Here is a 22,726-nt window from a genome sequence, read left to right as displayed (position 1 = left end):
TGCGGTGGGCCAGTCACCATCATTGTTGACTGACCTGACGCCATCGCGAGCAGGCTCGCTCCCACAGAATCCTCTGCAATTTGCAAGATTGTTCCACATCGAAAGGAGTTCGCCACCCACATGCCCGCTGCGCTTGATCCTCCCAGCGACGAATCGCTGCTGACCCGCTACCGCAACGGCGACAAGGCTTCTTTTGAAGTCCTCTACGCCCGTCATAGGTTAGGGCTTTACCGTTTCCTCGTGTCCTTGAGCAACAAGGCCGAACTGGCCGAGGAAGTCTTCCAGGAGACCTGGCTCAGCCTGATCCGCAGCACCACCCAGCCACAAGGCCGGGCGAGTTTTCGTACCTGGCTATTCCAGATTGCCCGCAACCGCTTGATCGATCACTGGCGCAAACACGGAGTCCACAACCCGTTGCACGACAGTTACGACGAGCAGCTTCACGTCCAGCCCGACGACACCAATAGTCCTGAGCAACAGCTGAGCCTGAGTCGCGACCAGGCCCGTCTCGATGCGGCGTTGCAGGCCTTGCCCGAAGATCAGCGGGAAGTCTTCCTGCTGCGCCTGCACGGCGACCTGGAGCTGCCACAGATCGCCGCCTTGACCGGCGCCCCGCTGGAAACGGTCAAAAGCCGCTTGCGTTACGCCCAGCAGAAATTGCATCGACTGCTGGCCGAGGAGGTACCCGCATGATTGATTCCAAACATATCCCGGATCCCGACGACGAAAGGCTGATCGAGCATTTCCGTCAACACGCCAGCGGCGAGCCTCCGGCCTCCCTGGACGCCTTCATTCTGGCCACCGCCCGCCGCGAAGCCCCGACACCGACGCCAAGCCTATGGCAACGCTGGCTGCAAGCCTGCCAACGGCCGCGCTGGCAAATGGCATTCGCCACAGTCGCCGGCGTGGCGCTGATGATTGGCCTGGTGCTGCGTTCGCCCGTGCCTCATGACGAGCTGTCCTCACCCGCCTCGATGGAGCTTTCCGCCGATCGGCAAGCGCCCGCCGTTGCCGCTGCACCGCCGCCGGCCATGCCCGCTCCTGCACCGATCACCCGCATGGCGCCCCAAGGCGAACTGGCCCGGGCCCCGGCAAGCCCGATGCAATCATTGGTGGAAAAACCAGCGGCGAAGATGAGCAAATCCGCGCCGGCTGCGCAGCCATCGCTGGAGCAAGGCTTGCTGGAAATCCTGCGCTTGCGCGAGGCGGGTGAGAGTAAGGCTGCTGATGAGAAGCTGCTGGCGCTGCACAAGCGTTTTCCCAAGGAAGACCTGCCGGCGCGGTTGGAGGCACTGCAAAAGCGTTGAGTAAACCTGCGTCGCTAAAAGCGTCCAGGTCCTGGCGACCTGGACGCTTTTTTTTGCAAGGGGGTAACCTGGTTTAACGAGGGGCAGGCGTCCACTCACTCGACGATGACGTCAACTGCCCAACTGAAATAACCCGCCACTTCACACTGGCTGTTCACCAACATAAACCTCAACTCACTGCTCTCCTTGCCTTGACTGAGCGGTCGGCAACGCCAGAAGTGATCATCAGTCTGTTGGGGGATGGGTTGGGTGAGGTTTTCGACGTCGATGGCCGGTACGGTCTGATCGGCGTTTACCACCAACTCCGGCGCTGGCAGAACTTCTCCAGTCTCGACCGCAAATTCATAGAGCACCACGCTGTGCTCGGCTCGAAGGGCGATGGTGCGACTGCGTAGATGGGTGATCCGACCGAGACTTATGGGCAGCCCCCTGCTGTCGATTTTTGTATTGGACAGAAGGGCGCCTCCAAGAAGGAAAATGAAATGCTCATCAATGGGCGTTGGCGTATTCGGATCCTGGCTGGCCTGTGGATAACGCGAGAGCAGTGTCTCGGCGTCAACGATAAGGGAAACATGCGCAGTGCCTGTTTCGCTGGAAATAGCGCTGGGTTCGGTAGACATCACGGCTTCCTTTCATGATGTTGGCGGTAGTCGCGGCCGCTTTGGTAGAGCGAAACATCCTGTTTGGTCGCAGCGGCCGCGAGTTTGGTTGGCCCCTTGTCGCCAAGGGGCCGGCTACATCAGTTGTGAATGGAAATGAACGGGTCCCACGAGCAGCAGGCGACGATGCTGCAGTTGCGGTCGACGATCAGGAAGTTGAAGTGATAGGTCACTCGGCCACAAGCCAGGGTTTCCGAAGACCAGTAGTGGTTATCGACCTTTTGGCAACTGGGGACTGACGGGTTGCTGGTGTTGGGTACCGCGACGCAAGCGGTAGCCTTGCGCGGCGAGGGTGGGGAGATCAATTCGTTGCCCGCGTTGCCGATGAACTTGTAGAAGATCACCGCCGTTTCGAAACTCTGCGACAGGCTGGTTTCACGCCAGCGGATCAGATCGCCGACCTGGGCCTTCAAGTCGAGTTCGCCACCAGCCTGGCCGCTCACCACGTTGTCCTGGTTCGTCACCATGTATACGTGCTTGAAGTCGATCAGCGTTGGCGAGTTGGGGTTTTTACTAATGTTCGGGTAGTTTTTCAGGATGGTTTCAGTATCGATTGAAACCAGCACATCCGTGACTCGAGACATTATGAAGCTCCTTGATAGTAGGTCTTTGGCCTCGTGCCAAAAGACAATTACGTTTCACCGCGTCGCGGCCTGCGTGTGCACTATCGGAAGGAATTTTTTTGTCACGGATACGAGCTGGCCTGGCTCCATGCCGACTGGCTGACGATTCAGGTTCCTTCCTGCAGGTCGCGATGGTGACTATAGGTCGGATCAGGAAGCTGTCAAAAAACAAAATCATATTAACGAGGGCGCGCTCGGTGCTTCTGGATTTGCGCATCTGATGTGCTGGCTCGTGGACAACCAAAAAACAAAAAACCCGCACAGGACGGGCTTCTTGGGGTGTTTCGTAGACTGTCCGGGACAGGTCTAGAATGGGATATGGTGCACCAGGCGGGATTCGAACCCACGACCCCTGCCTTCGGAGGGCAGTACTCTATCCAGCTGAGCTACTGGTGCGACGCGGGCGCCATGATACTCATATGCATGGCGGGCGTCCATGCTGCTGATTTGCCGGTGTTTTCATGAGTCTGGGCTGGTGTCGGCTACGCTGATCAGAAAAAGCGGGCAAATTCGTATTTTTCGTTCTTTTTTTCGAACAGCCTATTGTCCTTCACCCCCATCGGCCCTAGGATTCGTTTGAGATTTCAAACGCTCTTGTCTGGGTGCTGAACCGCACGTCTGTGCTTATGTGCGTTATTTCTGTGCTTCAGCCCGGTGAATGATTTCCCTGACGGCAGCCCCCGAGGCGCCTTTCTACAAATCTAATTCGCTCCGCGCGTGCGCGGTGCTGTTAAGGAAAGCCGACATGCAGCTTAAAGACACCCAGTTGTTCCGCCAGCAAGCCTTTATCGATGGCGCGTGGGTCGATGCGGACAATGGTCAGACGATCAATGTCACCAACCCGGCGACGGGCGAAGTCCTGGGCACCGTGCCGAAGATGGGCGCTGCCGAAACCCGTCGTGCGATTGAAGCCGCCGACAAGGCACTGCCGGCCTGGCGTGCGCTGACGGCCAAGGAGCGCGCCAACAAGCTGCGCCGCTGGTACGAGTTGCTGATCGAAAACCAGGACGACCTCGGTCGCCTGATGACCCTGGAACAAGGCAAGCCGTTGGCCGAAGCCAAGGGCGAAATCGTCTACGCCGCCTCGTTCATCGAATGGTTCGCCGAGGAAGCCAAGCGCATCTACGGCGACGTGATTCCTGGCCACCAGCCCGACAAGCGCCTGATCGTGATCAAGCAGCCGATCGGCGTGACCGCAGCCATTACCCCGTGGAACTTCCCGGCCGCGATGATCACCCGCAAGGCCGGTCCGGCCCTGGCTGCCGGTTGCACCATGGTCATCAAGCCGGCTTCGCAAACCCCGTTCTCGGCCCTGGCACTGGTGGAGCTGGCGCACCGTGCCGGCATTCCACAAGGCGTGCTGAGCGTGGTCACCGGCAGTGCCGGCGACATCGGCGGTGAGCTGACCAGCAACCCGATCGTGCGCAAGCTGTCGTTCACCGGCTCGACCGAGATCGGTCGCCAATTGATGGCCGAATGCGCCAAGGACATCAAGAAGGTCTCCCTGGAGCTGGGCGGCAACGCGCCGTTCATCGTGTTCGACGACGCGGACCTGGATAAGGCCGTGGAAGGCGCGATCATTTCCAAATACCGCAACAACGGCCAGACCTGCGTCTGCGCCAACCGTCTGTACATCCAGGATTCGGTGTACGACGCCTTCGCCGAAAAACTCAAGGCGGCGGTCGCCAAGCTCAAGATCGGCAACGGTCTGGACGATGGCACCACCACCGGTCCGTTGATCGACGGCAAGGCGGTCGCCAAGGTGCAGGAACACATCGCCGATGCAGTCAGCAAAGGCGCGACCGTGCTGTCGGGTGGCAAGGCGATGGAAGGCAACTTCTTCGAGCCGACCATCCTGACCAACGTACCGAAAAACGCCGCCGTAGCGAAGGAAGAGACCTTCGGCCCGCTGGCGCCGCTGTTCCGCTTCAAAGACGAAGCTGAAGTGATCGCGATGTCCAACGACACCGAGTTCGGCCTGGCCTCGTACTTCTATGCCCGTGACCTGGGCCGTGTGTTCCGTGTGGCCGAAGCCCTGGAGTACGGCATGGTCGGCGTCAACACCGGGTTGATTTCCAACGAAGTCGCGCCGTTCGGCGGTATCAAGGCTTCGGGCCTGGGCCGTGAAGGCTCCAAGTACGGCATCGAGGACTATCTGGAAATCAAATACCTCTGCCTGGGTATCTGATCCGCTTCAAGCGCAAAGGGCACGAGAGCGCTGTCCCTTTGCGTGTTTTACCTGTTCTGTTTCTTGTGGCCGGAACCCTGTGGCAGTCGATCATCGCATGCTGTCGCAGTTGCCTCCCCGCCATGTATTCCTTGAACTACGCCGACCGATGAGCGGCGAATGAGGACTGTAATGAGCAAGACTAACGCTGACTTGATGGCCCGCCGTACCGCCGCTGTTCCCCGTGGTGTCGGCCAGATTCACCCGATCTTCGCCGAATCGGCGAAGAACGCCACGGTAACCGACGTCGAAGGCCGTGAATTCATCGACTTCGCCGGCGGCATCGCCGTGCTGAACACCGGCCACGTGCACCCGAAAATCATCGCCGCCGTGACCGAGCAACTGAACAAACTGACCCATACCTGCTTCCAGGTCCTGGCCTACGAGCCATACGTGGAACTGTGCGAAAAAATCAACGCCAAGGTCCCAGGTGATTTCGCCAAGAAAACCCTGCTGGTCACCACCGGTTCGGAAGCGGTGGAAAACGCCGTGAAAATCGCCCGCGCCGCCACTGGTCGTGCCGGTGTCATCGCCTTCACCGGTGCTTACCACGGTCGCACCATGATGACCCTGGGCTTGACCGGCAAAGTCGTGCCGTATTCGGCGGGCATGGGCCTGATGCCCGGCGGCATCTTCCGCGCGCTGTACCCGAACGAACTGCATGGCGTGAGCATCGATGATTCCATCGCCAGCATCGAGCGCATCTTCAAGAACGACGCCGAACCGCGTGACATTGCGGCAATCATCATCGAGCCGGTACAGGGCGAGGGTGGTTTCTATGTAGCGCCGAAGGAATTCATGAAGCGCCTGCGCGCCCTGTGCGACCAGCACGGCATCCTGCTGATCGCTGACGAAGTGCAGACCGGTGCCGGCCGTACCGGTACCTTCTTCGCCATGGAACAGATGGGTGTAGCCGCCGACCTGACCACTTTCGCCAAGTCCATCGCCGGCGGTTTCCCGTTGGCTGGTGTGTGCGGCAAGGCCGAGTACATGGATGCCATCGCACCGGGTGGCCTGGGCGGCACCTATGCCGGTAGCCCGATCGCCTGTGCGGCGGCGCTGGCGGTGATGGAAGTGTTCGAAGAAGAACACCTGCTTGATCGCTGCAAGGCCGTGGGCGAGCGTCTGGTGACTGGCCTCAAGGCTATCCAGAAGAAGTACCCGGTCATCGGTGAGGTGCGTGCACTGGGCGCGATGATTGCCGTGGAGCTGTTCGAAAACGGCGACTCCCACAAGCCGAATGCCGCCGCGGTCGCTCAGGTCGTGGCCAAGGCGCGCGACAAGGGTCTGATCCTGCTGTCCTGCGGCACCTACGGCAACGTTCTGCGGGTGCTGGTGCCGCTGACCGCGCCGGATGAGCAACTGGACAAGGGCCTGGCAATCATCGAAGAGTGCTTCTCCGAGCTCTGAGCCCGGGTTGTGCACTGATCCACAGAAACCCGCCTTTTGGCGGGTTTTTTTCATATCCGCGAACCTGCCAGTGGATTTTGGGCTGTCTGGAACGGCCACCAGCGTCTAAGGTGCAAGTATGGCAAGGGAGCATGCTGCATGACTGCTGTGGACTTACCCGCTGTACCACGAGTGTTGATCGCCGAGGCCGATCCGGCGTCCCGTGAGCTGCTCGAACAGGTGTTGTCGAGTGTGCGCTGCGATGCTCGGGTGGACACCTGTGGCGAGGGCAAACAGGCTTTGGAATTGTTGGCGAGCCATCCCTACGATCTGGTGATCGCCGATTGGGAGCTGCCGGGGGTTGATGGCCTGGCGATCCTGCGTGGCCTTCGCCAGCAGCACCGTACCCCACCGCTGCCGTTCATCCTGATGAGCCGTCGAAACGACAGCGCCAGCGTGCGCGAGGTCTTGCCGCTGGCGCCGACCGCGTATTTGACCAAGCCCTTGAACCGGGAAAACCTGACCCAGCGTTTGCAGGGGTTGTTGTTGGGCGGCGGTGAGGAAACGTCCAACGACGCGCCGATCCCGGGAGCGGGGTTGACTCTGCCCACTTTTCTGGAACGTCGGCGTGATCTGTCCGAGGGCGCGCCTTTGATGACCGATGTGCAAGTGGCGGTCAAGCGCAGCCTCAACCCCGGCGGCCTGGACCTGAAACTGCTCGAAGAAGAAATCCGCACCGACCCGCAAATCACTGCGGTGCTGATCGCCGCCGCCAATAGCGCTGCCCAGCATCAGGGTGGTGGCCCGGTGCAGACCGTGGCCCAGGCGCTGCACCAGCTCGGCACCGGGCAAAGCATGAACCTGATCCTCGGCCTTACCCTCAAGCGCTGTGCCAGGCTCAGTGTCCCGTGCCTGGCGGATTATGCCGAGCGTTACTGGGAGCTATCGCTGCACACGGCCGAATACGCCCGGACGATGGCGCGGTTGCTGGACCTGGAGCAGGAGCGCTGTTATTGCGCCGGATTATTGCATCGCCTGGGCGACCTGGCGTTGCTGCGCTGTCTGGAGGAGTGGAAACAGGCCGGTGGCGAGTTGGACGAGCCGGAGGAAGTAGGCGACTCGCTGGTCAAGTTCGGCGCCAGTTTCGGCTCGGCGTTACGGGCCCGCTGGCGTCTGCCGTTGGAGCTGCGAGAGTTGATCGCGGCGGTCTACAGCCTTGGGGGCGGGGTTTATTCCCGTGAAGCCTTGGTGATGAACATGGCGGCGCAGATGGCGCATCTGCCTGCCCATGAAGGTCTTGAAGAACTGGCCCGTGGCCGTACGGCGCGGTTGCTGAAGATTGGCTTGCCGGAGTTGATACGGTTGCGCCGTAAATAAAGCCATCCAACCTCCGGGGGATGGCTGGATTCAATTGCACTGCGATTGCGTCAAGCGGCAATGATGCGGTTCTTGCCCTTGCGCTTGGCTTCGTACATGGCTGCGTCGGCGCGCGCGAACAGGTTGTCGAGGCTCTGGTCGTCGGCGGTGATGCTGGTCAGACCCTGACTGACGGTAATGCCAAAGGCCTGCTCGCCGCAGCGAAACATCAGGCGCTGGATTTCCCGTTGCAACCGCTCGGCGACCTGCAATGCCATGTCTGGGGCGCAGCCGGGGAACACCGCGGCGAACTCTTCACCACCGATCCGCCCGAACAGATCACCGCGCCTGAGCACGGACCGTCCGCTTTCGGCGATTTTCTGCAACACGTTGTCGCCTTCCTGATGACCGTAGGTGTCGTTGATTACCTTGAAGTCATCGATGTCCAGCAACAGGAACGCCATTGGCATCCCTTGTAGCCTGGCCTGCTCGAACTCACGGTTGGCGCATTCGAAAAAATGCCGGCGATTGCTGCTCTGGGTCAGCACATCGGTGGTCGCCAGGCGCTGCAATTCACTTTCCAGCAGCTTCTTTTCGGTGATGTCCTCGGCGATACCGACCACGATCACCGGTTGCCCGGGCTCGGCCTTGCGGTTGATGAAGCACTTGTCGCTCAGCCAGCGGACCTGGCCATCACCAGCGATGATGCGGTATTCACGGTCCTCGACGGCGCCCTTGACCAATACTTCGGCCAGGCTGCGTTCGGCGTATTCCAGGTCGTCGGGGTAGATTGCGTCGCGCCATTCATTGTAGTCAGCCAGGACCAGGCCTGCGGGGCGGCCGAAGATCCGCTCGTAGGCCGGGCTGACATACAGCACTTGCCGGGTTTCCCAGTTGAATGCCCAGAGCACGGCATTGACGCTGACCAGCAGCGAGCTGAACAACTGCTCACGTTCGCTCAGACGCGCCACTTCGCCTTGGGCATGCATCAGCGCCATGAGCGTCTGGGCCGCCTCGGGCCATTGAGGTAGGGAATAATCCTGTAGGTTCTTGTCGACCATCGGCACAAATCTCAAAGAGCGTGCACTGCTGTTGGTTCGCACGCACTTTTCTCCAAAGCCCGCCTGGATGGCGAAGTGCTCTTTGAGATAGGGGATTCTGGGCGAAGTTCCTTTTCAGGCGACGAAGGGCGGGGGATTTAGCGAGTCAAATTATGGGGTTGAACCTGTGGCGAGGGGATTTATCCCCGCTGGGCTGCGAAGCAGCCCTGAAACCTGATGGCGCGGTGTGTCTGGATCACTCGAATCGACTGTCTTGGGGCTGCTGCGCAGCCCAGCGGGGATAAACCCCCTCGCCACAGGAGCCCTTCACCACAGTGGTCTTGTCAGGCCGTGGCAGGCCTTAGCGAGTAGGTCTTGAGTTGGTCGGCAAACTCGCGCAGGGACTGGATGCCGCTGGCCTCCGCCTCGTGGACCCATTCCTTGATGGCGGCGAGCATGTCGTGGCCGTTGCTGCTGGTCTTGACCCAGATCTGCTGCAAGGCCAGACGTTTCTCGTAGATCACCTTCAGCGCCTGGCTGTGTTCGAGCATGTTCTGGATGCGCACGTGGTGACGGTCGTCCAGCAGGCTGGTTTCCCGCGACAGCAGGCGTTTGGCCCGGTGGAATTGGTGCCGCACCGAGTGATCGACTTTCTCCAGTTCCTGCTTGACCAGCGGCGCGATGACCAGCCGGCGGTACTGCGCCATGATCTGGAAACGGTTGTTGAGAATCGCCATGGCCGTGTCCATGTCCAGGTGGCCCTTGCCTTCGACCCGGTGGGCGATCGGTGCAACCCGCTGGACCTTGGCCAGGCGCAGGAAACTGAACACCCGGATCCAGGCCCAGCCCAGGTCGAATTCCCATTTGCGTACCGACAGCTTGGCCGAGTTGGGATAGGTGTGGTGGTTGTTGTGCAGTTCTTCGCCGCCGATCAGGATGCCCCAGGGCACCAGGTTGGTTGCCGCGTCGCGGCATTCGAAATTGCGGTAGCCCACGGCATGGCCCAGGCCATTGACCACGCCGGCGGCCCAGACGGGAATCCACATCATCTGGATGGCCCAGATAGTGATGCCGATGGTGCCGAACAGCAGCAGATCGATGCCCGCCATGATCGCCACGCCCAGCAGAGGGAAGCGGCTATAAAGGTTGCGCTCAATCCAGTCTTCGGGGCAGTTCTTGCCGTAGATGCGCAGGGTTTCCGGGTTTTCCGCCTCGGCGCGATACAGCTCGGCGCCTTTGCGCAGCACGGTGGACAAGCCTTTGATGACCGGGCTGTGTGGGTCGTCGACGGTCTCGCATTTGGCGTGGTGCTTGCGGTGGATGGCGGTCCACTCGCGGGTGTTCTGCGCCGTGGTCAGCCACAGCCAGAAACGGAAGAAATGCTTGAGGCCGGCATTGAGCTCCAGGGAGCGATGCGCTGAATAACGGTGCAGGTAGACCGTGACGGCAATGATCGTGACGTGGGTCATCAGCAGGGTGACTGCCACCAGTGACCAGGCCGACAGGCCAAGAAAACCTTCGTACCACATAGGCTGTAGGGCCCTCGATAAAGATAGAAACTGCCGTTGCATTATCACCGGCCCTACAGATAAAACCAGTCGGCCTTTCAGATAAGAGTGGCTGGATGTTTCTTCCTCTATAATCCCCACCTCTTCGTAGGGACATGGAAGGCCGAATGACTGCCTATCAACGCAGTGCCATGCGCGTAGCGCTGCTTTATCTCGTGCTGTCAGTCGTCTGGCTGCAACTGATTGGTTATTTATTGAGCAGTTTCTTCGATCAATTGGCCGACAGACAGCGTTGGTTACTGATCAACGGTTATGCCTGGATCCTGCTCAGCGCTGGGTTGGTCTTCCTGGCGCGGGCACGGATCTCGCGGTTCTTTGGGAAAAGCGAGCACAGCGCCGATCGAGAGCGCCTGCGCCAGGCTGCCGCCGTCTTCGATTGCACCCGCGAAGGGGTGTTGGTCACGGACCGCAACGGCCTGATCGTGCACGTGAACCGGGCTTTCATGGCGATCACCGGTTATGTGCGCGAGGAAGTGCTGGGCCAGCGTCCCAATCTGTTCAAGTCCGGTCGCCATGGTCCGGATTTCTATCGCGACATGTTTGCCACCCTGGCCAGCCAGGGCGAGTGGAGCGGGGAAATCTGGAATCGGCGCAAAAGTGGTGAGATCTACCCGCAATGGCAGACGATCCGCGTCGTTCGCGATGATAACGACCAGATCAGCCATTATGTCGCGGTGTTTTCGGATATCAGCGCCATCAAGGATTCCGAGCACGAATTGGCTTACCTGGCCCATCACGACCCGCTGACGGGCTTGCCCAACCGCTTGCTGTTTTCTGATCGCACCGAGCAGGCCCTGACGTCGGCGCAGTTGCACAAGCGTGGCTGCGCGTTGTTGCTGCTGGACCTGGATCACTTCAAGAACATCAATGACAGCCTGGGTCATAACGTGGGCGATGAGCTGCTCAAAGGCGTGGCCGAGCGGTTTCGCGGGCTTTTCGCCCCGGGCGTGACCCTGGCCCGGCTGGGGGGCGACGAGTTTGCGGTACTGGTGGAAAACTGCTCGCAGCCAGGCCAGGCAGCGGCGCTGGCCCGGCGCATCCTTGATGCATTGAAAGAGCCACTGCGCTTCGATGACCACGCCTTGTTCATCAATGCCAGCATCGGCATCAGCCTGTTTCCCGGCGATGCCCTCAGCGCCGGGCAACTGCTGCGCAACGCCGATTCGGCCTTGTTCAAGGCCAAGAGTGCCGGGCGCGATGGCTACGCCTTGTACACCGAAGAGCTCACGGCCCACGCTCAGCAGCGGGTCGAGATCGCTTTCGAACTGCGTCGCGCGCTGCAGGAACAGGAGCTGCGCGTTCACTACCAGCCGGTACACGACCTGGCGACCAGTCGCCTGATCGGTGTCGAGGCCTTGGTGCGCTGGCAGCATCCCACGCGTGGGTTGGTGTCGCCGGCCGAGTTCATTCCCATCGCTGAGCGCACCGGGCTGATCGCCCAGATCGACGCGTGGGTCATGGAGCAGGCTTGTCGGCAAATGTGCCAGTGGCAGCAAGCCGGCGTGATGCTGTCATTTGTCGCGGTCAACGTCTCCAGTCGATTGTTCGCCCATCACGAGTTGTTCGAGCAAGTCGCCCGGGTACTGCACGACACGGGTCTGGACCCAGCTTGCCTGGAGTTGGAAGTGACCGAAAGCGCGGTGATGGAAGACCCGGAAGTGGCGCTGGAGCAGATGCACCGCCTGCGGGAGTTGGGCGTGCGGCTGGCGATCGACGATTTCGGCACGGGTTATTCGTCGTTGCTGCGGCTCAAGCGCTTGCCGGTGCAGAAGCTCAAGATCGATCAGGGTTTTGTCGCCGGGTTGCCGTGGGATGAGGACGACGCGGCGATCGTCAGGGTGATCGTTGCCCTGGCCCGCAGCATGGGCATGCAGGTACACGCCGAAGGCATCGAGCAGCGCGAGCAAGCGGTATTCCTGCTCGAACATGCCTGTGAGCTGGGCCAGGGCTACTGGTTTGGGCGGCCTGTTGCGGCGGTGCAACTGGACTGGAGCCATGCACCGGCTATCGCCTGAATATGTCGTGTGACTTGTCTGGTTTTTTGGTTATATAAAAATTCTTAAATAGTCTTTTTAAGAATATCTCGCTTTATCTAGTATTGCTCCCACGCCGTAAGCAGTGCCGCCCACTGCCAGGCATTCATTCAAAGGAGCAGCAGCATGAGCGTATCTCTACGTAGCGTTGACGGCCAGGACGAAGCAACCATCTTGCGCGAGATCCAGAGCGCATTGCGCGATCTACGCTTTGGGGCAGTGGAAATCACTGTGCACAACGCCCAGGTGGTCCAGATCGAACGCAAGGAAAAGTTCCGCCTGCAACAGCCGAGTCATAAGCCGTCTTGAAAAAATCTAGAAGATCGCAGCCTTCGGCAGCTCCTACAGGGGGGCTTGGCGTAGGAGCTGCCGAAGGCTGTGATCTTTTTACCGACCACCCGATTTCCAGAAGCCATAAGAAAACCAGAATTCCAGGAGCTTTCACTATGTCGTCAATTCGTCGTTATGCCCTGGCCGCCCTGGCCAGTGCTGTTTTTGCAGGTTCGGCCGTCGCCAAGGATTATGAGCTGCTCAACGTTTCCTATGACCCGACTCGCGAGCTTTATCAGGATTACAACGCCGAATTCGTCAGTTTCTGGAAGAAAGCGCACCCGGACGACAGCGTGAAGATTCAACAATCCCACGGTGGCTCGGGCAAGCAAGGCCGGGCGGTGATCGATGGCCTGCGGGCTGATGTAGTGACCCTGGCCCTGGCCGGCGACATCGATGAAATCGCCAAGCTGGGCAAGTCCCTGCCGGCGGACTGGCAAAAGCGCCTGCCTGAGGCCAGCACACCCTACACGTCCACCATCGTGTTCCTGGTGCGCAAGGGCAACCCCAAGGGCATCAAGGACTGGGGCGATCTGATCAAGAACGATGTGTCGGTCATTACCCCGAACCCGAAGACCTCCGGTGGTGCTCGCTGGAACTTCCTCGCCGCCTGGGCCTATGGCCTGAAGGCCAACGGCGGTGACGAAGCCAAGGCCAAGGAATACGTGCAAGCGCTGTTCAAACATGTGCCGGTCCTCGATACAGGTGCCCGTGGCTCGACCATTACCTTCGTCAACAACGGTCAGGGCGACGTGTTGCTGGCCTGGGAAAACGAAGCCTTCCTGGCGCTGAAAGAAGACGGCGGCGCGGACAAGTTCGACATCGTTGTGCCGTCGTTGTCGATCCTCGCCGAACCGCCGGTGGCGGTGGTGGACAAGAACGCCGAGAAAAAGGGCAATCTTGAGATTGCCGAAGCCTACCTCAAGCACCTGTACAGCCCGGCCGGCCAGGAAATCGCCGCGAAGAACTTCTATCGTCCACGTGACAAGGACGTGGCCGCCAAGTATTCCCGGCAGTTCCCGAAACTGGACCTGGTGACCATCGACAAGGACTTCGGTGGCTGGAAAACCGCCCAGCCGAAATTCTTCAATGATGGCGGCGTGTTCGACCAGATCTATCAGGCGCAGTAAGCTGGACAGGCCTGAATGAGCTGATTGCAGGCTAATGCCGGACACTGAATCTGTGGCAAGGGGATGTTGTTGTGGGAGCAAGGCTTGCCCGCGATGAAGGCGATGCGGTCCTTTAGAAACCGAGTCGCCCCCCTTCGCGGGCAAGCCTTGCTCCCACCCAGTTTTGCTCCCACAGTGTGTTTTCAACCAAGGACCTTTATGTCGCGTCGCATATCCCCCGTCATACCCGGCTTCGGGCTGACGCTGGGCTACACCCTGGTGTACCTCAGTCTGATTGTGCTCATACCCCTGGCGGCGATGTTCGTGCATGCCGCCCAACTCACCTGGGAACAGTTCTGGGCGATCATCTCGGCGCCGCGGGTGCTGGCTGCCTTGAAGCTCAGTTTCGGCACGGCGCTGTACGCCGCGATCATCAACGGCGTGATCGGTACGCTGCTGGCCTGGGTGCTGGTGCGCTACACCTTCCCCGGTCGCAAGATCATCGACGCGATGATCGACCTACCGTTCGCCCTGCCCACCGCCGTGGCTGGTATTGCGCTGACGGCGCTGTATGCGCCGACCGGCCTGGTCGGCCAGTTCGCCACCGACCTGGGCTTCAAGATCGCCTACACCCCGTTGGGCATTACCCTGGCGCTGACCTTCGTGACGTTGCCGTTCGTGGTGCGCACGGTGCAGCCGGTGCTGGCCGATATTCCCCGTGAAGTCGAAGAGGCCGCCGCTTGCCTCGGTGCCAAGCCATGGCAGGTGTTCCGTCACATCCTCGTGCCGGCGTTGCTGCCGGCCTGGTTGACCGGCTTCGCCCTGGCCTTTGCCCGTGGCGTGGGCGAGTACGGCTCGGTGATTTTCATCGCCGGCAACATGCCGATGAAAACCGAGATCCTGCCGCTGCTGATCATGGTCAAGCTCGACCAGTACGACTACACCGGCGCCACCTCCATCGGCGTGTTGATGCTGGTGGTTTCCTTCGTCCTGTTGCTGCTGATCAACCTGCTGCAGCGGCGCATCGAAACCCCATAAGGAGGCGCGAACATGTCCCAATCGTCTATTTCCGCGGCCTCCACCAACGCCGCTCGCCGCGGCAGTGCGACTTCGCGGCGAATCCTGATCGGCCTCGGCTGGCTGATCTTTGCGCTGTTCCTGCTGTTGCCGCTGTTCATCGTGGTGTCCCAGGGACTGAAGCTCGGCCTGGGAGCGTTCTTTACCGCGATCTTTGAACCCGACGCGCTGTCGGCGTTGAAGCTCACGGTGATCGCGGTGCTGATCTCGGTGCCGCTGAACCTGGTGTTCGGTGTCAGCGCTGCGTGGTGCGTGAGCAAATATTCATTCCGTGGCAAGAGCATGCTGGTGACCCTGATCGACTTGCCGTTCTCGGTATCGCCGGTGATCGCCGGCCTGGTCTATGTGCTGATGTTCGGCGCCCAGGGCCTGTTCGGGCCATGGCTGTCGGATCACGACATCCAGATCGTGTTCGCGCTGCCGGGCATCGTCCTGGCGACCATCTTCGTCACCGTGCCGTTCGTGGCCCGTGAGCTGATCCCGCTGATGCAGGAGCAGGGCACCCAGGAAGAAGAAGCCGCGCGCCTGCTGGGCGCCAATGGCTGGCAGATGTTCTGGCATGTCACCGTGCCGAACATCAAGTGGGGGCTGATCTATGGCGTGGTGCTGTGTACCGCCCGGGCCATGGGCGAGTTCGGCGCGGTGTCGGTGGTGTCCGGGCACATTCGCGGGGTGACCAACACCCTGCCGCTGCACGTCGAGATCCTCTACAACGAATACAACCACGTGGCCGCGTTCGCCGTGGCGAGCCTGTTGCTGATCCTGGCGCTCTTCATCCTGCTGCTCAAGCAGTGGAGCGAAAACCGAATCAACCGCCTGCGCGCCAGCGCCGCGGAGGAATAAGTCATGTCGATCGAAGTTCGTAACGTCAGCAAGAATTTCAACGCCTTCAAGGCCCTGGACGATATCAGCCTGGACATCCAGAGCGGTGAACTGGTGGCGCTGCTGGGCCCGTCGGGCTGCGGCAAGACCACTCTGCTGCGGATCATCGCCGGCCTCGAAACCCCGGACCAGGGCAACATCGTGTTCCACGGCGAGGACGTTTCCGGCCACGACGTACGTGATCGCAACGTCGGTTTCGTGTTCCAGCACTACGCTTTGTTCCGCCACATGACGGTGTTCGATAACGTTGCCTTCGGCCTGCGCATGAAGCCCAAGAACCAGCGCCCGAACGAAAGCCAGATCGCGACCAAGGTCCACGAATTGCTGAACATGGTGCAACTGGACTGGCTCGCCGACCGCTATCCCGAGCAGTTATCCGGCGGCCAGCGCCAGCGCATTGCCCTGGCCCGCGCATTGGCGGTGGAGCCCAAGGTATTGCTGCTGGACGAACCCTTCGGCGCCCTCGACGCCAAGGTCCGCAAGGAACTGCGTCGCTGGCTGGCGCGGCTGCACGAGGACATCAACCTGACCTCGGTGTTCGTGACCCACGACCAGGAAGAAGCCATGGAAGTCGCCGACCGGATCGTGGTGATGAACAAAGGCGTGATCGAGCAGATCGGCTCACCGGGTGATGTGTATGAAAACCCGGCCAGCGACTTTGTGTATCACTTCCTCGGCGACTCGAACCGCCTGCACTTGGGTGAGGACCGGCATGTGCTGTTCCGCCCTCACGAAGTGTCCCTGTCGCGCTCGGAGCTGGAAGACCACCATGCCGCCGAAGTGCGGGATATTCGCCCGCTCGGCGCCACCACTCGGGTAACCCTGAAGGTGGAAGGCCAGAGCGAATTGATCGAAGCCGAAGTGGTTAAGGACCACGACAGCCTGGTGGGCCTGGCGAAGGGCGAGACGCTGTTCTTCAAGCCGAAGGTCTGGCAGAAAGTCTCAAACCTTTAAAAGCAAAAAGCATCGCGAGCGGGCTCGCTCCCACAGTAGAACTTCAGTGAACACAATATTTGTGTACTTATGGAGATCCATTGTGGGAGCGAGCCTGCTCGCGATGGCGCCCTCACTGACACCCCGAGTCGAATCCGAATAACACCGCCCGACCTTGCTTCGATTGGTTCTACTCCACCACCTTTTCCCATCTCAAACCCTACCTAGACTCTGACTTGCCAGGAGGCAGTGAGAGTCTAGGTAAGGACCGGTGTTATCTCCTGGCGCCCTGATGCCAAGGAGATAAAGCATGAGAATGGAAGTCAGTCGGCACGGCCCGTTTGGCTGTGCCTTGATAAGCGTTTTATTGAGCCCATCCGTCAGCGCCACCCCCTCGTTATCGCCGCAGATACCATTCGATGTCACGGTTACCGGCCAACATCCCACTCTGGTCAGCCTTCAGCGCGATTTCGACGATCTGTCATGGCAGACCTTCATTGCCCTGAACTGGCCCGCGCTGGACAACGGCAATCCCAATACCGGCACCTCTATCGGCAAGCAGGATGGCGCCACGGTGTGGGAAAGCTGGAAAGAGAGCTACCAGATCTTCCGGGCCAAGGGCCAGACACCGCTGCCCTGGAACGCCCCGGCAAGCCTCCCCGACGCGTGCAAGTCACTCAAGCCCGGCCGGTTGTTGCAGCAGATGGGCAAGGTACCCGATGTGCTGGATGAGTTTATCCAGCCCTTCGAGAGCGGCCCGCTGGTGGACCAGAACGGCGTCTACACGCGCAACGAAATCGTGGTCAACCAATCGATGTTCAACGGGATCGTCGACAATGGCCTGTACAGCATCGAAGGCCAGCAGAAGTTCTTTGCCGCCAATCCGAAGAACGCCGTGGCCTTCAGCTGCGGTTCCACCGAGAGCCAGCAGGTCGGTGCGGTGATGGTGAAAGCGTCGTGGAAAGTGCTGGGCCCCAATGACAACCGGCAGGATTTTCACACCGTCGATGCGCTGGTCTATACCCCGGGCAACAGCGACCCGAGCCATGGGCCGATTGTCGAGGAGTCGTGCGTCTCCGAGCCGGTCGGGTTGGTGGGATTGCACATGGTCCATAAGACCGCCAGCGCGGCGCAATGGGTCTGGTCAACCTTCGAGCATGTGAAGAATGTGCCGGACAAAAACACCCCCGTCGCCCAGCGGACTGGGCCATATCTGTTCTACAACGCGGCCAGCAAAAGCGATATCAACCAGCCGCCGCCACGGCCCTGGAACCCGGCGGTCAAGGCGACGCCCTCGCAAATCGTGCGCGACGTGCCGCTGACCGACGCCACCAAAAACCTCAATACGACCTATCAAGCGCTGTTGCGCACGGTGAACCCGCAGAGCGTCTGGGCGAACTATCAACTGATCAGTACCCAGTGGCCGTCGGCACCACAGCCGAACTGCCAGATATCAGCCGCCAACCCGTTGGGCAGTCCCGCGCCGTTGTTCCTGGCCAACGCCACGCTGGAAACCTACATCCAGGGCACGGTGCCCCAGGCATCTTCCAGTTGCATGGCCTGTCACGGCAATGCGGCCACCCATGTCACCGAGTCACCGCGTACCAGCTTCGCGGATTTCACCTATTTACTCGAACGCGCACAGTCCACTGGCGGACAAGGAGTCAACCATGAGCAGTGATCTGGACAATTTCGTAGGCCTGTCATCGGCCCTGACCGGCATTCCCACCGATCGGCTGGCACCGACGATCGACCAGGTAGGTTTGCCGTCGACTTTTCTCGCGTTCATCACCCCGCGTATCACCCCTGAGGTGCTCAACACGTTACTGACGCAATACGCCACGCTGGCGGCCGACCACATCCCGCCCGACCAGATCGCCAAGGCGGTGCTGATGGACGGATCGCGCCCAGCCGTCACGCAGACCGCCCAAGCCGCGCGTTCGATCATGAAGCTGTGGTTGCTGGGGGTCTGGTATCAGCCGTATGCCACTGGCAGCTACAAATCGACCGATTCGACGGTGGTGTCCGACCAGGCCTACATCCAGAGCTGGGCCTGGAAAATTGCCCAGGCCCATCCCATGGGCTACAGCGAGATGTTTTTCGGCTATTGGAACACCACGCCGCCCAGCCTTGAGGACTACACCGGCGTGCCCGCCAACGATCAGGGAGCCTCGTCATGAGTACCGAACAAGCAGAGGTGATCATCGTTGGCGCGGGGCTGGCCGGCAGTATCATCGCTTATCAGTTGGGCATGGCCGGCGTCGATGTACTGGTGCTCGAATCGGGTCCGGAGATCCCGGTCAACCGCACGCAATACCTGGAGCGCTTCTACACCGCCACGCTGAAAACCCCGGAATCCCCTTATCCGCCGGTGTCGACCCTGGATACGCCGCGTGACCCGGCCAAGGAAAATGCCCCTCGGGCCACCATCGCCGACCTGATCCTCGGCTGGAACGAGCCGAAAACCAGCTACCTGGTGCAGAAAGGTCCGCTGCCCTTCAACAGCACCTATGAACGGGTGGGCGGCGGCACGACCTGGCATTGGGTCGGGACGTGCCTGCGCATGGTACCGAACGATTTTCGCCTGAGGAGCAAGTACGGCGTAGGGGTGGATTGGCCCATTGGTTACGACGACCTGCAAAGCGCCTATTGCCGGGCCGAGGCGGAAATCGGGGTGTCGGCCAATGTCTCCGACCAGGCCTACCTGGGCATGACCTTTCCCGAAGGTTATTCCTTCCCGATGCACAGCATCCCGTTGTCGCTGGTCGATGGCAGTTTCGTCAGCGCCGTGACCGGGCAGACGTTCGACGGCTTGCCGCTGGTGGTCAGCCCGACGCCGGCCGGGCGCAACTCCCAGCCCTACGCTGGGCGTCGGGTGTGTGCCGGCAATACCAACTGCACGCCGATCTGCCCGATCCAGGCCAAGTACGACGCGACCGTGACCATGAACAAGGCTCTGTCCACCGGCAAGGTCCGGGTCATGTACCGGACCGTGGCCAGCAAAGTGACGGTGGGCCCGGACAAGAACATCAATGGCGTCGAATTCATTCAATACCAGCTTGGCGACGGACCGCAGACGGGAACCGGCGTGGCCATCGGGCAGCGTTACGTGATCGCGGCCCATGCCATTGAAACCCCTAAATTGTTGCTCAACTCCAAGACCCCGGCCTGGCCCAACGGCGTGGCCAACAGCAGTGGGCAAGTGGGACGCAGTTTGTCCGACCACCCGATTTACCTGGCCTGGGGGCTGATGCCGGAAGGCAAGACGGTATTTCCATACCGTGGTCCGGTGTCCACGGCGGGCATCGAGAGCCTGCGTGATGGCGACTTTCGCAGCCAGCGAGCGGCATGGCGCATCGAAATCGGCAACGAGGGCTGGAACTGGCCGGTGGGCGACCCTTACGTCACCGTGGCCGATTTTATCGACGGCAAGAACAAAAGTTGCACCAACCCGTTGCCATCGAAAGAGAACCCGCCGCCGCCCACCGAGGCGCTTTACGGCACGGCGCTGATTCTACGGCTCAACGACCTGTTCATCCGCCAGTTTCGGATCGGTTTTTTGGTGGAGCAGGTGGAGGAGCATCCCGACCAGTCCAATAGCTACATCGTGCCCTCGACGGACAAGCTCACGGACGGGCTCGGCATTCTCCGGCCGGAAATCCACTACGACCTGTCCGATTACACCAAGGAAGGTTTCAGGCAGGCGAAGATACTGGCGAGCCACATCATCAAGGACCTGCTCGGGGCCGTGGAACTGACGGCACCCATTGGCAAAGGGACCTTCAGGTACAAAGACGAGGATTACAGCTTCCAGGGCGCCGGGCACCTGATGGGGACTTATCGCATGGGCGATGACCCGGCCAAGTCGGTGGTGGACAAGTATCAACGCAGTTGGGACCACAAGAACCTGTTCCTGGTGGGCGATGGCGTGTTCCCCAGCACCGGCACCTCGAATCCGAGCCTGACGATTGCGGCGCTGTCGTTCCAGGCCGGGGACACCGTGGCCAACGACCTGAAGGCGGTGACCATGCAGGTCCAGGCCAACAATCCTTGGCAGGGCACGGGTGTGCAGGTCAACGGGTTGGTGCCGCGCCTGGTTCGCTACGTCAGCGGGTTATGGTGCGCGAGTCCGCAGGGTGGCAATGTCGATGGAAAGGGCGGTTCCAGGCACATCGACTACAGCAGCTATGCCTTGCCCGGTGCGGCCGAAGGCGCCTTGATCGGTCGTGTGGGCAATGGTGGCAAGCCGTTCCTGGTGGGTGATCTGGCGCAGGTTCCGGGCGACCAGCAAGGGGAGCTGCAACTGTGCATCAACGATGACCTGACCGGGCAGTACGGGTCTGGCTTGAAAGATAACACCGGTGTGCTGACGATTCGGGTCGAGTTTGGTGCGCTGTAACGCTTGAGCGGTAGTGGCCACCTCCTGTGGGAGCGAGCTTGTGGGAGCAAGGCTTGCCCGCGATGCAAACACCTCGGTGTAGCTGATTAGACCGAGGCGATGCCATCGCGGGCAAGCCTTGCTCCCACAGACTCGCTCCCATAGAGGGGGGCTTCAGGCCGCCGAGCGCTGGTTGCGCAGGGTTACCGGCCCGACGCGCTCTTCAATAGCCTGCTTCAGTTCGCCACGAAGTCCCAGCAGGAAACCTGCTTCAACCACCACGAACAACGGCCCGACAATCAACCCTGTGAGGTCGTCGACGAACGCCGGCTTGCGGCCTTCGTAATAGTGACCGACAAACTGGATCACCCAACCCACTACAAACATGCCCAGGCCACTGCCCAGCCACACCGAAGTGCTTTGCGCGGCGAGCATCTGGCCCAGCCAAACCGCCAGGCCCAGCAGCACCGTCATCAACACACCCAGGCGTATTTCCAGGCGCAGGTAGAACCACGCACTGGCCACGGCCGCCAGCAACGCTGGCGACACCAGAACCGCACCCATCGGCCAGCCGGGTCGTGACAACAACACGGCGACGGCGACGAAGATCAGCGGAATGCCAATGAAATGGCTGGCGATGTTGCGCGGGTCGCGATGATAGGCGGCGTATTGACTGAGATGATCGACGAGGCTTTTCATTGTTGTTCCTCCTGAGGTGATGCCTGCATGATGCCCGGGTACCCCAAGGTGTTCTGTCAGTTAGCCGACACTTGTCCCGGAGTTTCCATGAATTCGCATCCCTGGCACTCACACCTGATGGCCGGCCACTGGTACAGCCATCTGCCTGATGAGTTACAGAATAGTCTGCTGGACATGGCGCGGCTGCGCCGCCTGCCGCCGGGCCATCGGCTGTTCCAGCGTGGCGATCCACCCTGCGGGTTGTATGCCGTGCTGGAAGGCGCGGTGCGTGTCGGTGCGGTGAACGAACAGGGCAAGGAGGCGTTGCTGAGCGTGGTGGAGGCGCCCCACTGGTTCGGTGAAATCTGCCTGTTCGATGGCCAGCCGCGGACCCATGATGCGGTGGTCGTAGGTCAATCTGCGCTGCTGCACTTGCCCCAGGCGCCGTTGCTGGCCTTTCTGCAAGAACAACCGATCTATTGGCGGCATCTCGCATTATTGATGAGCCACAAACTGCGCCTGACCTTCATCAACCTCGAGCACCTGAGCCTGATGCCCGCACCGGCCCGCGTGGCCCACCGCCTGCTGATGATCGCCGAAGGCTACGGCGAAATCGAACCGGCGCGCCGGGTTCTGCAACTGCCTCAGGAGCAACTGGCGCTGATGCTCGCGCTGTCGCGCCAGACTACCAACCAGGTCCTCAAGGACCTTCAAGCCCAAGGCATCCTTCATCTCAGTTATGGCGAGATCGAAATCCTCGACATCGAGCGGTTGCGGGCCCTGACCACAACCTGAAGTCTGTGGGAGCGGCCATGCACAAACGGTGTGGCGAGGGAGCTTGCTCCCGCTGGCCTGCGCAGCAGGCCCCAGCATGTTTACAGGCGGAGTGCTTGGACCGGTTTTGCGGCTGCTGCGCAGCCGAGCGGGAGCAAGCTCCCTCGCCACGGGGCTTGGGTTGCCTGGGCGAAAATCATCGCGAGCAAGCAAGCCCGCTCCCACAGGGGGTTGGTGTTGTCGCAACTATCGTGGTCACACCGTCCCCATTAATGAAATGGCTACCCCCACCGCCCCCTGCGATCGCCCACTAAGCTTTCGCAGAGGGCTCATCGGAGACTGTTGCCATGAACAAAGTAGCTA

General features: G+C 60.7%; 20 protein-coding genes and 1 tRNA gene. 15 read left to right on the top strand and 6 right to left on the bottom strand.

Annotated elements, in window-relative coordinates; translation table 11 throughout:
- The first annotated feature begins 120 nt into the window (after positions 1-120).
- Both DTP52_RS30090 and DTP52_RS30085 read left to right on the top strand, forming a co-directional pair.
- Entirely contained in the window at positions 121-693 is a 573-nt protein-coding gene (locus tag DTP52_RS30090) for an RNA polymerase sigma factor (RefSeq protein WP_109756570.1), read from the top strand.
- Positions 690-1,307, top strand: a complete 618-nt coding sequence (locus DTP52_RS30085) for a hypothetical protein (protein WP_109756569.1) — start codon at positions 690-692, stop codon at positions 1,305-1,307. Before DTP52_RS30090 ends, DTP52_RS30085 begins: the two co-directional genes overlap by 4 nt.
- A gap of 95 nt (positions 1,308-1,402) precedes the next feature.
- On the opposite strand, the gene DTP52_RS30080 is transcribed toward DTP52_RS30085, so the two are convergent.
- The 3 genes from DTP52_RS30080 to DTP52_RS30070 all read right to left on the bottom strand — a co-directional run bounded on the left by DTP52_RS30080 (position 1,403) and on the right by DTP52_RS30070 (position 2,985).
- The gene (locus DTP52_RS30080; protein ID WP_109756568.1) at positions 1,403-1,927 is read right to left on the bottom strand and encodes an AidA/PixA family protein; all 525 of its coding nucleotides are present in this window, start codon (positions 1,925-1,927) and stop codon (positions 1,403-1,405) included.
- A gap of 119 nt (positions 1,928-2,046) precedes the next feature.
- Complete coding sequence (locus DTP52_RS30075; RefSeq protein ID WP_018606623.1) at positions 2,047-2,550, bottom strand: inclusion body family protein; 504 nt, start codon at positions 2,548-2,550, stop codon at positions 2,047-2,049.
- A gap of 358 nt (positions 2,551-2,908) precedes the next feature.
- Positions 2,909-2,985: transfer RNA gene (locus DTP52_RS30070), tRNA-Arg, on the bottom strand.
- A 349-nt stretch (positions 2,986-3,334) separates the two neighbouring features.
- Here DTP52_RS30070 and gabD point away from each other — a divergent pair.
- From gabD to DTP52_RS30055, 3 genes are all read left to right on the top strand, one after another.
- Complete coding sequence (gene gabD, locus DTP52_RS30065) at positions 3,335-4,777, top strand: NADP-dependent succinate-semialdehyde dehydrogenase (protein ID WP_109756567.1); 1,443 nt, start codon at positions 3,335-3,337, stop codon at positions 4,775-4,777.
- A 171-nt stretch (positions 4,778-4,948) separates the two neighbouring features.
- Positions 4,949-6,226: a 4-aminobutyrate--2-oxoglutarate transaminase gene (gene gabT / locus DTP52_RS30060; RefSeq protein ID WP_109756566.1), complete on the top strand. Its 1,278-nt coding sequence runs from the start codon at positions 4,949-4,951 to the stop codon at positions 6,224-6,226.
- A gap of 138 nt (positions 6,227-6,364) precedes the next feature.
- Positions 6,365-7,582 (top strand): HDOD domain-containing protein, encoded by a 1,218-nt coding sequence (locus DTP52_RS30055; protein ID WP_109756565.1) that lies wholly within the window; start codon positions 6,365-6,367, stop codon positions 7,580-7,582.
- Between the two features lie 50 nt (positions 7,583-7,632).
- Here the strand turns inward: DTP52_RS30055 and DTP52_RS30050 are convergent, their stop codons facing one another.
- Both DTP52_RS30050 and desA read right to left on the bottom strand, forming a co-directional pair.
- Positions 7,633-8,622, bottom strand: a complete 990-nt coding sequence (locus DTP52_RS30050; RefSeq protein WP_109756564.1) for a sensor domain-containing diguanylate cyclase — start codon at positions 8,620-8,622, stop codon at positions 7,633-7,635.
- Between the two features lie 323 nt (positions 8,623-8,945).
- Positions 8,946-10,130 carry a delta-9 fatty acid desaturase DesA gene (gene desA / locus DTP52_RS30040; RefSeq protein ID WP_109756563.1) on the bottom strand — a complete coding sequence of 395 codons (1,185 nt, stop codon included), beginning with the start codon at positions 10,128-10,130 and terminating at the stop codon, positions 8,946-8,948.
- 146 nt (positions 10,131-10,276) lie between these two features.
- Between desA and dibA the strand changes: the two genes are divergently transcribed.
- The 9 genes from dibA (at position 10,277) to DTP52_RS29990 (ending at position 20,932) form a co-directional block, all read left to right on the top strand.
- On the top strand, positions 10,277-12,184 hold the full coding sequence (dibA, locus tag DTP52_RS30035; protein WP_109756562.1) for a phosphodiesterase DibA: 1,908 nt from the start codon (positions 10,277-10,279) through the stop codon (positions 12,182-12,184).
- A gap of 144 nt (positions 12,185-12,328) precedes the next feature.
- Positions 12,329-12,511, top strand: a complete 183-nt coding sequence (gene oscA, locus DTP52_RS30030; RefSeq protein ID WP_109756561.1) for a sulfur starvation response protein OscA — start codon at positions 12,329-12,331, stop codon at positions 12,509-12,511.
- Between the two features lie 137 nt (positions 12,512-12,648).
- Positions 12,649-13,662 carry a sulfate ABC transporter substrate-binding protein gene (locus DTP52_RS30025; RefSeq protein ID WP_109756560.1) on the top strand — a complete coding sequence of 338 codons (1,014 nt, stop codon included), beginning with the start codon at positions 12,649-12,651 and terminating at the stop codon, positions 13,660-13,662.
- A 198-nt stretch (positions 13,663-13,860) separates the two neighbouring features.
- On the top strand, positions 13,861-14,679 hold the full coding sequence (gene cysT / locus DTP52_RS30015; RefSeq protein ID WP_013692011.1) for a sulfate ABC transporter permease subunit CysT: 819 nt from the start codon (positions 13,861-13,863) through the stop codon (positions 14,677-14,679).
- Positions 14,680-14,691: 12 nt separating this feature from the next.
- Positions 14,692-15,561, top strand: coding sequence for a sulfate ABC transporter permease subunit CysW (cysW, locus tag DTP52_RS30010; protein ID WP_063323502.1), 870 nt, complete (start codon positions 14,692-14,694; stop codon positions 15,559-15,561).
- Positions 15,562-15,564: 3 nt separating this feature from the next.
- Positions 15,565-16,554, top strand: a complete 990-nt coding sequence (locus DTP52_RS30005) for a sulfate/molybdate ABC transporter ATP-binding protein (RefSeq protein WP_109756559.1) — start codon at positions 15,565-15,567, stop codon at positions 16,552-16,554.
- Between the two features lie 289 nt (positions 16,555-16,843).
- Positions 16,844-18,214: a cytochrome C gene (locus DTP52_RS30000; RefSeq protein WP_109756558.1), complete on the top strand. Its 1,371-nt coding sequence runs from the start codon at positions 16,844-16,846 to the stop codon at positions 18,212-18,214.
- A complete protein-coding gene (locus DTP52_RS29995; RefSeq protein WP_109756557.1) occupies positions 18,204-18,713 on the top strand; it encodes a sorbitol dehydrogenase in 510 nt (169 codons plus the stop codon). Before DTP52_RS30000 ends, DTP52_RS29995 begins: the two co-directional genes overlap by 11 nt.
- On the top strand, positions 18,710-20,932 hold the full coding sequence (locus DTP52_RS29990) for a GMC oxidoreductase (RefSeq protein ID WP_109756556.1): 2,223 nt from the start codon (positions 18,710-18,712) through the stop codon (positions 20,930-20,932). The genes DTP52_RS29995 and DTP52_RS29990 overlap by 4 nt, the downstream gene beginning before the upstream one ends.
- 153 nt (positions 20,933-21,085) lie before the next feature.
- Here DTP52_RS29990 and DTP52_RS29980 read toward each other — a convergent pair whose 3' ends face one another.
- The gene (locus DTP52_RS29980; RefSeq protein WP_109756554.1) at positions 21,086-21,610 is read right to left on the bottom strand and encodes a DUF962 domain-containing protein; all 525 of its coding nucleotides are present in this window, start codon (positions 21,608-21,610) and stop codon (positions 21,086-21,088) included.
- A gap of 87 nt (positions 21,611-21,697) precedes the next feature.
- On the opposite strand from DTP52_RS29980, the gene DTP52_RS29975 reads away from it, so the two are divergent.
- Positions 21,698-22,384 (top strand): Crp/Fnr family transcriptional regulator, encoded by a 687-nt coding sequence (locus DTP52_RS29975; protein WP_109756553.1) that lies wholly within the window; start codon positions 21,698-21,700, stop codon positions 22,382-22,384.
- Positions 22,385-22,726: the final 342 nt, after the last annotated feature.

Source organism: Pseudomonas sp. 43mfcvi1.1, assembly GCF_900115935.1.
Lineage (GTDB): Bacteria > Pseudomonadota > Gammaproteobacteria > Pseudomonadales > Pseudomonadaceae > Aquipseudomonas > Aquipseudomonas bijieensis.
Note: the sequence above shows the minus strand (reverse complement) of the source record. Positions and strands in the feature narration are given on the sequence as shown.

Excerpts from the sequence above, each read along its gene's own strand:
- DTP52_RS30090 (WP_109756570.1), top strand. The coding sequence starts at position 121 with ATGCCCGCTGCGCTTGATCCTCCCAGCGACGAATCGCTGCTGACCCGC.
- DTP52_RS30085 (WP_109756569.1), top strand. The coding sequence starts at position 690 with ATGATTGATTCCAAACATATCCCGGATCCCGACGACGAAAGGCTGATC.
- DTP52_RS30080 (WP_109756568.1), bottom strand. The coding sequence starts at position 1,927 with ATGTCTACCGAACCCAGCGCTATTTCCAGCGAAACAGGCACTGCGCAT.
- DTP52_RS30075 (WP_018606623.1), bottom strand. The coding sequence starts at position 2,550 with ATGTCTCGAGTCACGGATGTGCTGGTTTCAATCGATACTGAAACCATC.
- gabD (WP_109756567.1), top strand. The coding sequence starts at position 3,335 with ATGCAGCTTAAAGACACCCAGTTGTTCCGCCAGCAAGCCTTTATCGAT.
- gabT (WP_109756566.1), top strand. The coding sequence starts at position 4,949 with ATGAGCAAGACTAACGCTGACTTGATGGCCCGCCGTACCGCCGCTGTT.
- DTP52_RS30055 (WP_109756565.1), top strand. The coding sequence starts at position 6,365 with ATGACTGCTGTGGACTTACCCGCTGTACCACGAGTGTTGATCGCCGAG.
- DTP52_RS30050 (WP_109756564.1), bottom strand. The coding sequence starts at position 8,622 with ATGGTCGACAAGAACCTACAGGATTATTCCCTACCTCAATGGCCCGAG.
- desA (WP_109756563.1), bottom strand. The coding sequence starts at position 10,130 with ATGTGGTACGAAGGTTTTCTTGGCCTGTCGGCCTGGTCACTGGTGGCA.
- dibA (WP_109756562.1), top strand. The coding sequence starts at position 10,277 with ATGACTGCCTATCAACGCAGTGCCATGCGCGTAGCGCTGCTTTATCTC.
- oscA (WP_109756561.1), top strand. The coding sequence starts at position 12,329 with ATGAGCGTATCTCTACGTAGCGTTGACGGCCAGGACGAAGCAACCATC.
- DTP52_RS30025 (WP_109756560.1), top strand. The coding sequence starts at position 12,649 with ATGTCGTCAATTCGTCGTTATGCCCTGGCCGCCCTGGCCAGTGCTGTT.
- cysT (WP_013692011.1), top strand. The coding sequence starts at position 13,861 with ATGTCGCGTCGCATATCCCCCGTCATACCCGGCTTCGGGCTGACGCTG.
- cysW (WP_063323502.1), top strand. The coding sequence starts at position 14,692 with ATGTCCCAATCGTCTATTTCCGCGGCCTCCACCAACGCCGCTCGCCGC.
- DTP52_RS30005 (WP_109756559.1), top strand. The coding sequence starts at position 15,565 with ATGTCGATCGAAGTTCGTAACGTCAGCAAGAATTTCAACGCCTTCAAG.
- DTP52_RS30000 (WP_109756558.1), top strand. The coding sequence starts at position 16,844 with ATGAGAATGGAAGTCAGTCGGCACGGCCCGTTTGGCTGTGCCTTGATA.
- DTP52_RS29995 (WP_109756557.1), top strand. The coding sequence starts at position 18,204 with ATGAGCAGTGATCTGGACAATTTCGTAGGCCTGTCATCGGCCCTGACC.
- DTP52_RS29990 (WP_109756556.1), top strand. The coding sequence starts at position 18,710 with ATGAGTACCGAACAAGCAGAGGTGATCATCGTTGGCGCGGGGCTGGCC.
- DTP52_RS29980 (WP_109756554.1), bottom strand. The coding sequence starts at position 21,610 with ATGAAAAGCCTCGTCGATCATCTCAGTCAATACGCCGCCTATCATCGC.
- DTP52_RS29975 (WP_109756553.1), top strand. The coding sequence starts at position 21,698 with ATGAATTCGCATCCCTGGCACTCACACCTGATGGCCGGCCACTGGTAC.